Annotated in this window: 15 protein-coding genes and 1 tRNA gene; 4 read left to right on the forward strand and 12 right to left on the reverse strand. The window is 57.6% G+C overall.

Features of this window, described 5'->3' with window-relative positions:
* Nucleotides 1–6: 6 nt before the first annotated feature.
* From B2589_RS12295 to metH, 4 genes are all read right to left on the reverse strand, one after another.
* Nucleotides 7–513, reverse strand: a complete 507-nt coding sequence (locus B2589_RS12295) for a DUF934 domain-containing protein (RefSeq protein ID WP_286816765.1) — start codon at nucleotides 511–513, stop codon at nucleotides 7–9.
* The gene (locus B2589_RS12300) at nucleotides 506–2,158 is read right to left on the reverse strand and encodes a nitrite/sulfite reductase (protein ID WP_286816766.1); all 1,653 of its coding nucleotides are present in this window, start codon (nucleotides 2,156–2,158) and stop codon (nucleotides 506–508) included. Before B2589_RS12300 ends, B2589_RS12295 begins: the two co-directional genes overlap by 8 nt.
* Nucleotides 2,159–2,506: 348 nt before the next feature.
* Nucleotides 2,507–2,749, reverse strand: coding sequence for a DUF2970 domain-containing protein (locus B2589_RS12305; RefSeq protein WP_286816767.1), 243 nt, complete (start codon nucleotides 2,747–2,749; stop codon nucleotides 2,507–2,509).
* Between the two features lie 16 nt (nucleotides 2,750–2,765).
* Nucleotides 2,766–6,464, reverse strand: a complete 3,699-nt coding sequence (gene metH / locus B2589_RS12310; RefSeq protein ID WP_286816768.1) for a methionine synthase — start codon at nucleotides 6,462–6,464, stop codon at nucleotides 2,766–2,768.
* A 243-nt stretch (nucleotides 6,465–6,707) separates the two neighbouring features.
* On the opposite strand from metH, the gene nfuA reads away from it, so the two are divergent.
* Complete coding sequence (gene nfuA, locus B2589_RS12315; protein ID WP_058340876.1) at nucleotides 6,708–7,295, forward strand: Fe-S biogenesis protein NfuA; 588 nt, start codon at nucleotides 6,708–6,710, stop codon at nucleotides 7,293–7,295.
* Nucleotides 7,296–7,478: 183 nt separating this feature from the next.
* The gene (locus B2589_RS12320) at nucleotides 7,479–8,630 is read left to right on the forward strand and encodes a DUF445 domain-containing protein (RefSeq protein ID WP_286816769.1); all 1,152 of its coding nucleotides are present in this window, start codon (nucleotides 7,479–7,481) and stop codon (nucleotides 8,628–8,630) included.
* Between the two features lie 13 nt (nucleotides 8,631–8,643).
* Here the strand turns inward: B2589_RS12320 and B2589_RS12325 are convergent, their stop codons facing one another.
* The 5 genes from B2589_RS12325 to B2589_RS12345 form a co-directional block, all read right to left on the reverse strand.
* Nucleotides 8,644–8,970 (reverse strand): TusE/DsrC/DsvC family sulfur relay protein, encoded by a 327-nt coding sequence (locus tag B2589_RS12325; RefSeq protein ID WP_273133763.1) that lies wholly within the window; start codon nucleotides 8,968–8,970, stop codon nucleotides 8,644–8,646.
* Nucleotides 8,971–8,973: 3 nt separating this feature from the next.
* The gene (gene tusB / locus B2589_RS12330) at nucleotides 8,974–9,267 is read right to left on the reverse strand and encodes a sulfurtransferase complex subunit TusB (RefSeq protein ID WP_286816770.1); all 294 of its coding nucleotides are present in this window, start codon (nucleotides 9,265–9,267) and stop codon (nucleotides 8,974–8,976) included.
* A gap of 9 nt (nucleotides 9,268–9,276) precedes the next feature.
* Nucleotides 9,277–9,627, reverse strand: coding sequence for a DsrE family protein (locus B2589_RS12335; RefSeq protein WP_286816771.1), 351 nt, complete (start codon nucleotides 9,625–9,627; stop codon nucleotides 9,277–9,279).
* 2 nt (nucleotides 9,628–9,629) lie between these two features.
* A complete protein-coding gene (tusD, locus tag B2589_RS12340; RefSeq protein WP_286816772.1) occupies nucleotides 9,630–10,037 on the reverse strand; it encodes a sulfurtransferase complex subunit TusD in 408 nt (135 codons plus the stop codon).
* Nucleotides 10,038–10,139: 102 nt separating this feature from the next.
* Nucleotides 10,140–10,841 carry a Bax inhibitor-1/YccA family protein gene (locus B2589_RS12345; protein WP_286816773.1) on the reverse strand — a complete coding sequence of 234 codons (702 nt, stop codon included), beginning with the start codon at nucleotides 10,839–10,841 and terminating at the stop codon, nucleotides 10,140–10,142.
* Between the two features lie 256 nt (nucleotides 10,842–11,097).
* Between B2589_RS12345 and B2589_RS12350 the strand changes: the two genes are divergently transcribed.
* Nucleotides 11,098–11,188, forward strand: a tRNA-Ser gene (locus B2589_RS12350).
* Between the two features lie 114 nt (nucleotides 11,189–11,302).
* Nucleotides 11,303–11,527: a hypothetical protein gene (locus tag B2589_RS12355; protein WP_286816774.1), complete on the forward strand. Its 225-nt coding sequence runs from the start codon at nucleotides 11,303–11,305 to the stop codon at nucleotides 11,525–11,527.
* A gap of 34 nt (nucleotides 11,528–11,561) precedes the next feature.
* Here the strand turns inward: B2589_RS12355 and B2589_RS12360 are convergent, their stop codons facing one another.
* Genes B2589_RS12360 through B2589_RS12370 form a run of 3 tightly spaced genes read right to left on the reverse strand, consistent with a single transcriptional unit; the run spans nucleotide 11,562 to nucleotide 13,894 of the window.
* Complete coding sequence (locus tag B2589_RS12360; protein ID WP_286816775.1) at nucleotides 11,562–12,299, reverse strand: 5-oxoprolinase subunit PxpA; 738 nt, start codon at nucleotides 12,297–12,299, stop codon at nucleotides 11,562–11,564.
* A 30-nt stretch (nucleotides 12,300–12,329) separates the two neighbouring features.
* Nucleotides 12,330–13,442 (reverse strand): ferrochelatase, encoded by a 1,113-nt coding sequence (gene hemH / locus B2589_RS12365; RefSeq protein ID WP_286816776.1) that lies wholly within the window; start codon nucleotides 13,440–13,442, stop codon nucleotides 12,330–12,332.
* A 23-nt stretch (nucleotides 13,443–13,465) separates the two neighbouring features.
* Nucleotides 13,466–13,894 carry a TIGR01244 family sulfur transferase gene (locus B2589_RS12370; RefSeq protein ID WP_286816777.1) on the reverse strand — a complete coding sequence of 143 codons (429 nt, stop codon included), beginning with the start codon at nucleotides 13,892–13,894 and terminating at the stop codon, nucleotides 13,466–13,468.
* Nucleotides 13,895–13,907: the final 13 nt, after the last annotated feature.

Raw genomic sequence — 13,907 nt, forward strand, 5'->3', positions numbered from 1 at the left:
GCTTCCTCAGGAAGCCCGGCGGCGGAACAGCGGCACGTCGGTGTCGGCTGCCGCCTGGTAGGTCTGGGAGAAGAAGTTCAGGCAGCGGGCTGCCTTGGTGGCGTCTTTGTCAGCCCGAAGCACAAAGGCATCGAAGCCGCAGCGTTTCATAAACTGGAGCTGATCCAGCAGTACGTCACCTATGGCCCGCAGCTCGCCGCTGTATCCGTACCTTTCCCGCAGCAAGCGGCCAATGCTGTAGCCCCGTCCATCCACGAAGCGTGGGAAGTTAACGGCTATTACCGGCAGCTGGTTGGCTCTGTCGGCCAACAGTTCTGGTTCGTGATGGCTGTCGAACCATACGCCGATATCTTCCCGCCCGGCATAGTGTTCAGCTCCGGCCAGCCAGAGATCCACCGGGATCAGTGCCGGCTGGCCCTCTGGAATGGCCAGCGATTCGCCGGCTTCCGGGCGGGCAACCACGGCCCAGTTGTCGTTACGAAGGGTGCCGTCAACGGCAATGACATCAGGCATAAACCCGCTCCTTGAAAGGATCCAGACCAACCCGGCGATAGGTATCCAGGAAAGTCTCTTCTTCTGTGCGTTTCTCAACAAACACGTCAATAATCTTCGCAACCACATCGGGCATTTCTTCCCGGGCAAATGATGGCCCAAGGATCTTGCCGATGGCGGCGTCGTGATGGGAAGCGCCACCAAGGCTTACCTGATAGAACTCTTCGCCCTTCTTGTCGACACCCAGGATGCCGATATTGCCGACATGGTGATGGCCGCAGGCATTCATGCAGCCGGAGATGTTCAGGTCGATCGGGCCCAGGTCGTACAGGAAATCCAGGTTGTCAAAGCGGCGCTGAATGGCTTCCGCGATGGGGATCGACTTGGCATTGGCCAGGGCGCAGAAGTCGCCACCCGGGCAGCAGATGATGTCGTTCAGGGTGTGCAGGTTGGCGGTGGCAAAGCCCATCGGGGTAATGCGCTGCCAAAGCTCGAACAGGCGGTCCTGGCGTACATCTGCAAGGACAATGTTCTGTTCATGGGTGGCCCGAACTTCGCCGAAGCTGTATTCGTCGGCCAGGTCGGCAATGTCTTCCAGCTGGGCGTCTGTTACATCGCCCGGAGGTGTGCCGGTTTTCTTGAGGGTCAGGGTGACGATGGCGTAACCGGGCTTCTTGTGCTCGTCCACGTTGTGGGTCAGCCACTTGTCGAATTCCCGGTTCTCAAAACGTTGCTTGCCCAGCAGGTCGCTGGCGTTTTCCAGTGTTTGATAGTCCGGCTCGGTAAAGTAGCCCTGAAACTTCGTGATCGCGTCAGGGGTGAGACGGGTGGGGGAATCCTTGATCTGTGCCCACTCAGCCTCGACCTTTTCGGCGAACCCGGCCGGTGTCAGGGCTTTTACCAGAATCTTGATACGCGCCTTGAACTTGTTGTCCCGGCGGCCATAGCGGTTGTACACCCGAACGATGGCCTCGAGGTAAGTGAGCAGGTCCAGTTCCGGCAGGAACTCCCGGATAACGGGCCCAACCATGGGGGTGCGGCCGAGACCGCCGCCGGCGTGTACCCGGAAACCCAGCTCACCCTGTTCATTCCGGACCAGTTGCAGGCCGATGTCATGAATCTGGATGGCGGCCCTGTCGGTCTTCTCCGAAGCGTTCACTGCAATCTTGAACTTGCGGGGCAGGAAGGCGAATTCCGGATGAAAGGTAGACCACTGCCGGATGATTTCGCAGTAGGGCCGCGGATCGGCAATTTCGTCCGCCTGCACACCGGAGAACTGGTCTGTGGTGGTGTTACGAATGCAATTGCCGCTGGTCTGGTTGGAGTGCATCTCTACCTCTGCCAACTCGGCCAGGATATCCGGCACATCTTCCAGCTTTGGCCAGTTCAGCTGGATGTTGGTCCGGGTGGTTACATGTGCGTAGCCACGGTCGTAATCCCGCGTAATCCGCGCCAGCCGTCGTAATTGTTCGGAGCGCAGCATACCGTAGGGTACGCAGATGCGAAGCATTGGGGCATGACGCTGAACATAAAGGCCGTTCTGGAGGCGAAGGGGAAGAAACTCCTCTTCGGAAAGCTCACCGGCCAGTGCGCGTTCGGTCTGATCCCGGAACTGGGCCACACGCTCGGCTGCGATTTGCTTGTCGTGTTCATCGTAAACGTACATAGGGTAACGTCCTGCCTGCTACATCAAAGAGTCTTGTGATATCGGGCTCGAAAATAGGGAGCGCCTTATTCCTGTGGGGCAGGATATCACCGGCTTGTTATTCTCAAAATGATTATTTCAACATAACATTATCGATTCAGGTGATAAGGGCGGCGCTGAAGGGCTGGACGAATATCAATTTGCTGCTTAAATGAAGGGCGTACGCGAAGAACAAAAGCCAATAAAGAGAGGTGAAGGTAGCCATGAGCAAATCTGCAGGTTCAGACAGCAAGGTCGATGCCGTAGCAGCCGTTCTTTTAGTCGTGTTAACTGTGTCGTTTGCCGTAATCTGGGTGGCTGGCCAGTAGGTTACTGACCGGCCAGTACCAGGTTCACCACAAGGATCAGGCCGCCTACGAAGGCGGCCGTAAACAGCAGCCCCGCAACTATGTAGGGCACGGGACTGTGGCTGGAGAAGTCTTCCTGCCGGCGCCGGTCGGATTGCACACCGAGGGCCCCGGCCAGGATGCTTTGCATGATTTTCAGAACACCCGGCGAACCGGGTTTTTGGTCTTCGTTGTCCTCTTTGTTTTTGTTGGCAACGTCAGTCATGGTTTACCGCCCTGATTTATTCTGCGGGATCATAGGCCAGGCTCGGCATCAGCCAACGTTCGGCTTCTGCCTTTGACAGCCCCTTGCGTTCAGCATAGTCCTCAACCTGGTCCACGCCAATCTTGCTCACGGAAAAGTACTTGGATTCCGGGTGAGCAAAGTACCAACCGGATACAGCAGCCGTTGGGTACATGGCGAAATGTTCTGTCAGCTCAAGGCTGGTATTGGCGGTGGCATCCAGCAGTTTGAACAGGGTAGCCTTTTCTGTGTGGTCAGGGCAGGCCGGATAGCCTGGTGCCGGGCGAATACCCCGGTAACGTTCCTTGATCAGGTCTTCATTGGCCATCTGCTCGTCATTGGCGTAACCCCAGAACTCCTTGCGAACCCTTTCGTGCATGCGCTCGGCAAAGGCTTCCGCCAGGCGGTCCGCCAGGGCCTGAACCATGATGGCGCTGTAGTCGTCGTGGGCATTCTTGAACTCGGTGGTGAGTTCGTCCACGCCAATGCCGGTGGTGACCGCAAAGCCACCCACATAATCACCCAGGTGCGAGCTTTCCGGTGCCACGAAATCAGACAGGGCCATCATTGGCTTGCCCGGGGCTTTCTCGTCCTGCTGGCGCAGGTGGTGCAGTACGGTGAGTTCCTTGGTGCGGGTCTCGTCGGTGTACACCACGATGTCGTCGCCCCGGCGGTTGGCCGGCCAGAAGCCGATCACGCCACGGGCACTGATCCGCTTCTCCTCAATCATCTGCTTGAGCAGTTTCTGGGCGTCGTCGAACAGGTTGCGGGCGGCTTCTCCACGCTTGGGGTCGTCGAAAATCGCCGGGTACTTGCCGGCAATGTCCCAGGAGATAAAGAACGGCGTCCAGTCGATGTATTCCGCCAGTTCGTTCAGGTCATAGTCTTCGAACACCCGCACGCCGGTAAACGCCGGCTTGGGCGGCTGGTAGTTTTCGAAATCAATCTCCGGCGCCCGTGCCCGGGCTTCTTTCAGGGATACCAGCTTGGTGCGGTCGCCACGGTTCTTGCGGCGCTCACGGATTTCGTCGTATTCGGTGCGGGCTGCTTCCACAAAGGCCGGCTTGGCGGTCTTGCTCAGCAGCTGTGACGCCACGTTGACGCAACGGGACGCATCAGACACGTACAGGGCAATGTCGTTCTTGTAGTGAGGCTCAATCTTGACCGCAGTATGGGCCTTGGACGTGGTGGCGCCACCGATCATCAGCGGAATCTTGAAGTCCAGCCGCTGCATTTCACGGGCAACGTGCACCATTTCATCCAGCGACGGGGTGATCAGGCCGCTCAGGCCGATGATGTCGACGTTTTCCTTCTTCGCCGTCTCAAGGATCTTCTCGCAGGGCACCATCACGCCCATGTCGATCACTTCGTAGTTATTGCACTGCAACACCACGCCCACGATGTTCTTGCCGATGTCGTGCACATCGCCTTTCACCGTAGCCATCAGGATCTTGCCCTTGGCTTGCTGGTCTTCAGATTTCTCAGCCTCAATGTACGGAATCAGGTGGGCGACCGCCTGCTTCATTACCCGGGCACTTTTCACCACCTGGGGCAGGAACATCTTGCCGTCGCCAAACAGGTCACCGACCACGTTCATGCCGTCCATCAGTGGGCCTTCGATCACCTCGATGGGGTGGCTGGCGTTCAGGCGGCAGGCTTCAGTGTCTTCGATGATGAAGTTGGTGATGCCTTTAACCAGGGCATGCTCAAGACGCTTCTCGACCGGCCATTCACGCCAGGCCAGGTCTTCTTCTTTCGTCTGACCGCCCTTGCTCTTGAACTTCTCGGCCGCTTCCAGAAGGCGGTCGGTGGAATCTTCGCGGCGGTTCAGTACCACGTCTTCCACCAGTTCTTTCAGATCCGGCTCGATTTCATCGTAAATCACCAGTTGGCCCGGGTTTACGATACCCATGTTCATGCCGGCCTTGATGGCGTGGTACAGGAACACCGAGTGGATGGCTTCACGCACGGCATCGTTGCCGCGGAACGAGAAGGACACGTTGCTCACGCCGCCGGAAATGGATGCGTGGGGCAGGTTCTCTTTAATCCAGCGGGTGGCGTTGATGAAGTCCACCGCGTAGTTGTTGTGTTCCTCGATACCGGTAGCGATGGCAAAGATGTTCGGGTCGAAGATGATGTCGCCCGGGTTGAAGCCGATGCTGGTCAGCACATCGTAGGAGCGTTTGCAGATCTCGGTCTTGCGCTCGTAGGTATCGGCCTGGCCGTCTTCGTCAAAGGCCATAACCACCACCGCGGCGCCGTAGCGCATGCAGTCTTTTGCCCGCTTGATGAACGCCTCTTCGCCTTCTTTCAGGCTGATGGAGTTCACCACTGCCTTGCCCTGAATGCAGCGCAGGCCGGCTTCGATCACTTCCCACTTGGAGGAGTCGATCATGATCGGCACACGGGAGATGTCCGGCTCGGAGGCAACCAGGTTCAGGAAGGTAACCATTACCTCCTTCGAATCCAGCATGCCCTCGTCCATGTTGATATCGATAATCTGGGCGCCATTCTCCACCTGGTCCCGGGCAACGCTGAGGGCCTCTTCGTACTGCTCTTCCTTGATCAGGCGCAGGAAACGCTTGGAGCCGGTCACGTTGGTTCGTTCACCCACGTTGATAAACAGGGTGTTTTCGTCGCCGGTAAATGGCTCCAGGCCGGCCAGGCGCAGGGCCTTCGGGCGATCGGGAATCTGCCGGGGCGGATATTTCGCGACCGCGTTGGCAATGGCTTCAATGTGTTCCGGGCGGGAACCACAGCAACCGCCGATGATGTTCAGGAAGCCGTCTCTGGCGAAGCCTTCGATGATTTCGGCCATTTCTTCCGGAGTCTGGTCGTACTCACCGAATTCGTTGGGCAGGCCGGCGTTGGGGTGGGCGGAGACATAGGTTTCCGCTTTGTTGGACAGTTCTTCCACATAGGGGCGCAGGGCATCCGCACCCAGGGCGCAGTTCAGGCCAATGGAAATCGGCTTGGCGTGGGCCACGGAATTGTAGAACGCCTCGGTAGTCTGGCCGGACAGGGTTCGGCCGGAAGCATCGGTAATGGTGCCGGAGATCATGATCGGCAGTTCAATGCCGGAATCTTCGAAGAACTGCTGGGTAGCGTAGATGGCTGCCTTGGCGTTCAGGGTGTCGAAAATGGTTTCAATCAGGATGAGGTCAGAACCGCCTTCCACCAGGCCTGACACAGCCTCGTAATAATTATCCACCAGAGTCTGGAAATCGACGTTGCGGTACCCCGGGTTGTTCACATCCGGCGACAGCGACGCGGTACGGGAGGTGGGGCCCACGGCACCGGCCACAAAGCGGGGCTTGTCGGGATTCTTCGCGGTGTATTCATCAGCGATTTCCCGGGCCAGCCTGGCCGAAGCCACGTTCAGCTCCCTTGCCAGATCTTCCATGCCGTAGTCGGCCTGGGACAGGCGGGTGGAGTTGAAGGTGTTGGTTTCGATAATATCGGCGCCGGCATCCAGGTATTCTGCGTGGATATTGCGCAGCAGGGCAGGCTGGGTAAGGTTCAGTAGGTCGTTGTTGCCCTGGACTTCCCGATCGTAGTCTTTGAACCGGTCGCCACGGAACGCGGCTTCATCCAGTTTCTGGTTCTGGATCATGGTGCCCATGGCGCCATCAAGAACAATGATGCGTTCCTTGAGTGCCTTTTTAAGCTGGTCCAGACGGGTGTTGCGATCGGTCATAGGGAAATCTTCCGGATGTCGTGAATAACGTCTAATACGGTTAATGGCGCGGGATCATAGCAAAAAGCGAGCAGTTCGTCTTAGTACGGATGATCATTATCAAGTGCCTTGCCGTGCGCGGCGGTTAGCCGGGTCATAAGGGAAACTCATTAGCCCGATTAATGCCCGACTATTTTACTTGGTCTTTTAAGTTCCTGCGAACTCTCCTAAAATGGACGTCACATTTGAAAACAGGTAGGAAGCATGGCTCTGGTAACTGTTACTGATTCTGCAAGGGACTATCTTGCACAACTGATCGAAAAGCAGGACGTCGAAGGTATGGGGGTTCGTATCTTTGTGACCCAGCCCGGCACTCGTAACGCAGAAACCTGCCTGGCCTACTGTCCGCCGAACGAAATCGTCCCCACCGACGAAACGGTAGACCTGCAGAAGTTTACGCTGTACCTGGATCACAACTCGGTACCCTTCCTGGAAGAAGCCTACGTGGATTATTCCAAGGATCAGATGGGCGGCCAGCTGACCATCAAGGCGCCGAACGCCAAGGTACCCCAGGTATCTGACGATGCACCGCTGCCGGACCGGGTGAACTACGTACTGGCCTCCGAGATCAACCCCAACCTGGCGGCTCACGGTGGCGATGTATCGCTGGTCGAGATTGTTGAAGAGTCTGTGGCCGTGCTGCGTTTTGGCGGTGGTTGCCAGGGTTGTTCAGCGGTGAGTCTGACTCTCAAGCAGGGTGTCGAGAAAACCCTGAAAGAACGCGTGCCGGAAATTACCGCCGTGCGTGACGTAACGGACCACACCAACACCGAAAACGCTTACTACCAGTAAGCGACTGCTGTGGCAGGCTGACTTCCCGAGCCTGGACAGTCTGCCACAGACACCCCTCCGCCGTGGCTACACGGCCAATGCCCGAGAGTGCCTTCTGTTTCATTATTCCCGCCATCAACAGAATGACTTGGTATTTACTCGGGGTAAGTCTTGTCGGACCTAACACTTCTATCCGTGCCAGTGATGGCTGCCGTAGTTGGCTGGTTTACTAACTGGCTGGCTATTCAGATGTCGTTCTATCCGGTTCAGTTCATCGGTTTCGGCGTCGTTGGCTGGCAGGGCGTGATTCCCCGCAAAGCCGAGAAAATGGCCCACATCTGCATCGACCGCACCCTGCAGCATTTCGGCGACCTCAACTCGGTGTACCAGAAGCTCGAACCCCAGCGCATTGTCCAGCAGGTTCTGACCCAGGTATCGCCGCGCATGGACGAATACATCGATGAAGTGATGTACGAAGTGCAGCCGGTGCTTTGGGACAACCTGCCGATGTTTGTGAAAGAGCGCATTTACCAGTGGGCGCGACAGCAATTGCCATCGCGCATAGAGGAGCTGGTGGAAGACTTTGGTGACGACCTGGACGACCTGGTAGACCTGAAAGCGCTGCTGAGCCGCGAACTGCAACACCATCCGGACCTGATGAACCGCATTTTCAAACAGGCCGGTGCCGTGGAATTGCAGTCCGTGATCAACCGGGGTGCGCTAATCGGTGCCTTGCTGGGCGCTCTGCTGGTGCCGTTCTGGATATCTTACCCGCAGCCGTGGGTGTTGCCGGTGGGTGGCTTTGCCATCGGTTTTATCACCAACTGGCTGGCCATCAACCTGATTTTTGCCCCGCTCAGGCCGCGCCGGATGCTGTTCTGGAAGTTTCAGGGCCTGTTTTTGCAGCGACAGGACGAAATCAGCGACATCTGGGCGCAGCTGGTGGCCGAGGAACTGATTACCGTGGAGAAGGTGGCGGATGCCATGATTAATGGTCGCCACGGCGCCCGTACCCGCTCCATTTTGCAGAAACACCTGCGCCCGATGCTGGATAACTCCATGGTCATGCGACTGGCTGCGCAGGTGACCGTGGGTATGTCCGGTTACACCGACCTTAAGCGGGCCATGAATGACAAGGCGGTACTGGCTACCCGGGATGTCTTCTCTGACACGGCATTCAACAAGGAACGGGCACCGGTCGTTGCAGGAGTTCTGGCGGGCCAGATGAAAGCCCTCAAGCCTGAAGAATTCCAGGAAATCCTGCGCCCGGCGTTTCGGGAAGAGGAAATCCAGCTGATGCTGGTCGGTGGCTTGTTCGGGGCGATTGCGGGCTTTATCCAGTTTGTACTGATCTGATCGCAGTCCAGTCTTACAGACAATTGGTGGGGCGGGGCAGGCCTGCTATCCGGCACGCGGTTTTGGCCGGTGTGCCGGGGAACAGCTGCATCAGGTAGATGCTGTTGCCTTTTTCTTCGCCCAGCGCTTCCTTTACCGCCTTTACGAACAGCCGGTTTGATGGCGGCGACATTTCATGTGATTTATAAAAAACCCGCAGAAACTCTATGATTTCCCAGTGCTTTTCCGATAGCTCTATTTGATCATCTGCGGCAATCTGGCGGCCCACCTCTGGTGTCCACTGATTGGCGTCTTCCAGAAAACCTTCGTTGTTGCGGGGCGGCATGTCAGTTATGGGCATGGTTTACCAGCTGATGATGCGTGAATGTTTGGCGGTCAGGCGTACCAGTTCGGCGTAGTCGATCGTTCCTGTCCGGGTTTGCTCATTCAGCGCTCGGGCGTCGACATCCGCTTTCATGGCCTTACAGGCGGCAGGAAGGGTAACGGAGCGATCGGCCAGGGCAAGTACCGCGTTTTCGGTAAGTACCAGCTGATCGCCGTCCTGGATGGCCTGGAGGCAGGATTCAAAGCGGGGGTGCCCCGGTGGTTTGTTCAGAATGTGCAGTGTCGGGGTTGCTGGCTGCGTGCTTGTCATCATCTTGCTGCCTCAGCCTGCAAAGGCCACGTTACTGTGGGCGTTCATGACGTCTTGCAGGTTTTCGGCGAGGGTGACACCGGAAACCAGTTGCTCCGGCCCAAGCCCAAAGCGCTCGCAGGACGCCGTGTCTGCAAGGATTTCTTCCACGCCGAACATGGGCGCTGCCGAAAGGTTTTTCTCCACGGATTTCTGGCCAATGGCGTCGGGAGCCTGTTGCTTGCGCAGCCAGTTGACCCCGGCGCCGGTAAAGAGCAGGGCAGCCGGCTGGTCGAAGGCGGCCAGCGAGAACACCATGTCCAGGGCCTCGCGCCCGGCCCAGTTACCATATGGGGGTTGGTCTACTATGATCAGCGTGCTCACCGTCAGTTACTCCCGTGGAAATAGATAACCCGGTCCGATTTCACATTACCTTCCACCCATTCACCAAGGCCGGCAATGCCAAACGGCTCCAGCAGGTTGTTGCCGGGCAGTTCGTAGCGGGCCTGTTCGGTATCATCAATGATTCCGCGGCGCAGCGCCGAGGCAATACAAACGGTAGCGGGAATGGCGTTGTCAGCCAGGAAGCCGGCCCACTGCTTCGGCCAGTTCACCTCGTCAGAGGGTGGCGTCGCCAGCGCCGAGGCCAGCAATACGCCCTCACCATACAGGAATACCCGGTCAATCCGGTGGCCCGCAACAAGCAATTCCCGGGCAACGGCCAGGGCGCTCTGGGGGGCCTGGGAAGACCAGGGGGCTCCGGTGATTACGAGGGTATAGCTCAGTGGCGTCATGGCGTCCTGCACCCGGGAGTGAATCTTGAGGATTTGCAGTGTACCTAAAGCAGAAACCCCGGCAAAGGCCGGGGTTTCTGGAAGCGAGGGACTGACCGGAGATCAGTCTTCGCCGCTGAATGCCGCCAGCAGGTGCAGCAGGCTGACAAACAGGTTGTAGATGGATACATACAGGCCAACCGTGGCGATGATGTAGTTACGCTCGCCGCCTTTGATGATCTGGCTGGTTTCAAACAGGATCATGATGGAGGCGAAGATGGTGAAGCCTGCAGACACCGCCAGGTGCAGGGCAGAGCTTTCCATGAAGAACGCCAGCAGCATGGCACCGATCAGCACAAATGCGCCAGCGGTCAGGAAGCTGGACATGAAGCTGAAGTCTTTCTTGGTGATGATCGCTGTCGCAGACAGGCCGACAAAGGCCACTGCTGTCAGTGTCAGGGCCTGGGCCACAATCTGGGAGGCGCCGGCCGCCACAAACGCACCGATGATCGGGCCAAGGGTATAACCCATGAAACCGGTCAGGGCGAAGGTGGTTACGATGCCCCAGGGGCTGTTCTTCAGTTTATAGGTAGCGAACAGCAGGCCAATGTAACCCACGATGGTGATCAGGAAGCCCGGATGAGTGCCGTTCATGTTCAGGAACGCAGTCAGGGCTGAGAAGGCGAGGGTCATGCCCAGCAACATGTAAGTGTTGCGAAGCACCTTCATGGCATCATCACTGATACCCGCAGCGACCTGGCTTCTTTCCCCGGTCGTGTCGTAGGCAGCCTGGTTGTTCTGAACGCCGAAACGTCTGTCTTCCATTGTCATCTCCGTTTAGTGAAACTGGATACTGTGTCCCATCATAATGTTGAATCCGCAACTTTCAATCATTTACGACAGTAATTCGCCTTCTGGATTCCATTAAACCGCTGTAATCTTGTTTATGGATTGTTCAGAAGCTCCGGAATTTACATCGTTTTTTCTACAGGGCGTTGACAGCACAGGCAAATCCGGTATCATTCCACCCGCTGTCGCAAGGCAGCTGAGGAAAGGCGAGTCATCGCCGATCCAACAAGACGGTGGGCTGGCAGAGTGGCTGAATGCAGCGGTCTTGAAAACCGCCGACGGTTAATAGCCGTCCCGGGGTTCGAATCCCTGGCCCACCGCCATTTTTCTCTCAGACACACCTTCCCGAATACGCATTTTCCTCCGCTTTACCAATCAATTCCGATTTTGCCGTACACTCATTGCTGAACCGTTTACCGAAAACAGCAGGTGTCGATATGGACGAACATCAAACTCCTGAAGCCGAAAACGAGCGCAAGAATCGTCGCTTTGCCGTGTCTGCCAATCGGGGCAAGGCCAGCCATCGCATTCGTTACGTGGAAACGGGTGGGGCGGCAGTGGATGCCGAAGAGTGCACTTTTTGCCAGGCTGTGCCGGATCTTGAAGATGACGCCAGCGTAAAATCAACCCGGGTAACCGGTCATTCGCACCCTGCCGAGTAATCAGGGGCTTCCGTCGGTTTCCTGGCGCCGGGCTTTATGCCGCTTTGCCGAGTGCTGTCCGTATGGCGCGAACGGCTTCAAGGGCGGCTTCGTTGTCGCCGTGAACGCACAGGCTGTCGGCGGGTAAATCCAGCCATTTGCCGGTAGCGCTGGTGACTCCGCCATTGCGGGCAAAAGACAAGGCCTGCTTTACGATCAACTCCGGATCTTCGTGCACAGCACCGGCCTGGCGGCGGGACACCAGTTGGCCCTGATCGTCGTAGGCGCGGTCGGCAAAGGCTTCCAGCAGCAACGGCACACCCAGGTTCTCAGCCAGGGCCTGATGCTCCCGATAACCCAGGGTTACCGGAATCATCAGCGGCAGGCCTTCACGGAAGGTCCGTACCGCTTTCATAACCACTGCCAGGGTGTCCTTATCCTTCATCATGTCGTTGTTGAGGGCGCCGTGGGGTTTTACATAGCTCACGGCCAGGCCTTCGCTGCGGCACATGCCTTCCAGTGCCCCTAACTGATAAAGCATCAGGGCTTCGATTTCATCCGGGGTGTGATAGATGGAGCGTCGGCCAAAGCCTGGAAGGTCGTGATAGGAAGGGTGGGCACCGATTTCAACCTTGTGCTGTGCTGCCAGTACCAGGGTGTGCCGGATCACCATCGGGTCTGCGGCGTGAAAGCCACAGGCCACGTTGGCCATATCAATCAGCGGCATAACCAGGTCGTCCTGGCCCATTTGCCAGGCACCATAGCTTTCGCCCAGATCACAGTTCAGCTTCATGGTACCCCCCTCTTGATGCTATCGACTCGCTCAGAGGTCGTCCCGGCCGGGCCAGGTTGCCTGCTTGCGCTCGCTGGCCAGCGCGGCCCTCTGCTCAAGCACTTCCGGTCTGCTTTCAGGTGCGGCCCAGCCCTGCAGGTTATCTTCTACCAGTTGCACCAGGGCGTCTATATGGCCCTGGGTGGCGTTCAGGCAGGGGATGTAAGCAAAGCCTTCGCCGCCGGCTTCCATGAAGTATTCGCGGTTCTCTTCGTTGATTTCCTCGATGGTTTCCAGGCAATCGGAAGAGAAGCCGGGGCAGAACACATCAATGCTCTTCACGCCTTTGCCCGGCAGGGATTTCAGGGTTTCGTCGGTATAGGGCTGCAGCCACTTTTCACGCCCGAAGCGGGACTGGAAAGTGGTCATGTATTCTTCGGGCTTGAGTGCCAGTCGCTCGGCCAGCAGGCGCGAAGTCTTGTGGCATTCGCAATGGTACGGGTCGCCCCTCTGCAGGTACTTGAGCGGCACCCCGTGGTAGGACAGGATCAGCTTTTGCTTGCGCCCGTGCTCGGCCCAGTGGCTCTCAATGTGCTTCGCCATGGCTTCAATATAGGGAGGGAAGTCATGGTAATGGGAAACAAACCGGAAATCCGGCAACCATCGCCGCTTGGTGAAATCGCCAGCAATGGCATCAAAGGTTGAGGCCGTGGTTGAGGCCGAATACTGGGGGTAAAGTGGCAGCACCAGCAGCTTGCGTACACCTTGTTCCTGCATCTCGTCCAGTACGCGGGGAATAGACGGGTTGCCATAACGCATGGCAAAGCCCACTACCACGTCGTTGCCATATCGGGCTTGCAGGGCTTTGCGGATGCCCTCCGCCTGGTTGGCGGTGTGGATCAGCAGGGGTGAGCCGTCTTTGTCCCACACGCTGGCGTAGGCTTCAGCACTTCTCTTCGGGCGGATGCGCAGAATAATGCCATGCAGGACCAGCCACCAGATGGGGCGGGGAACTTCAACCACCCGGGGGTCCCACAGAAATTCCCCGAGATACCTGCGCAGTGCCGGGGTAGTGGGGGCATCCGGGGTGCCCAGGTTGGTTACCAGAACGCCAAGGCGCTCCGACTGCTTGTGGCTGAAGTTCTCTGTCCCTTTGTATGGCATTGAAGCTTTCCGGTGTTGGGTAGTTAGTGCTGGTCTGCCTGCTGCTGAAGCCGCGGAATCAAGCTGGTAATGTCGTAGCCGGCCCGGTGGGCCCTGGTCAGGATTTCCCGTGGGTCAAGCTCGCGGGCGGCGCTCAGGGCCCATAGTACGGTACAGCGGGTGCCAGATCGACAGAAAGCGAATACGGGTTTGTCGGCATCCCGGATCATCGGGGCAAAGTTGTCGACATCCGCATCGGTAATGTTGCCGGACTCCACTGGCAGGTAGACCCACTTGAGCCCGTGCTCGGCGGCAGCGGCTTCAATATCGGCCATGGACGGCTGGCCCGGCTCTTCCCGGTCCGGCCGGTTGGCAACCAGGGTTTTAAACCCCAGGCGTGCGATTTCTGCGACATCCTGCACCGCAATCTGCGGTGCTACGGAGAGGTTGTCATCGATCTTTCTGATTTCCACTAGCATTCTCCAA

It is taken from the genome of Marinobacter sp. UBA3607 (genome assembly GCF_002375525.1).
In the GTDB taxonomy this organism is placed as follows: domain Bacteria; phylum Pseudomonadota; class Gammaproteobacteria; order Pseudomonadales; family Oleiphilaceae; genus Marinobacter; species Marinobacter vinifirmus.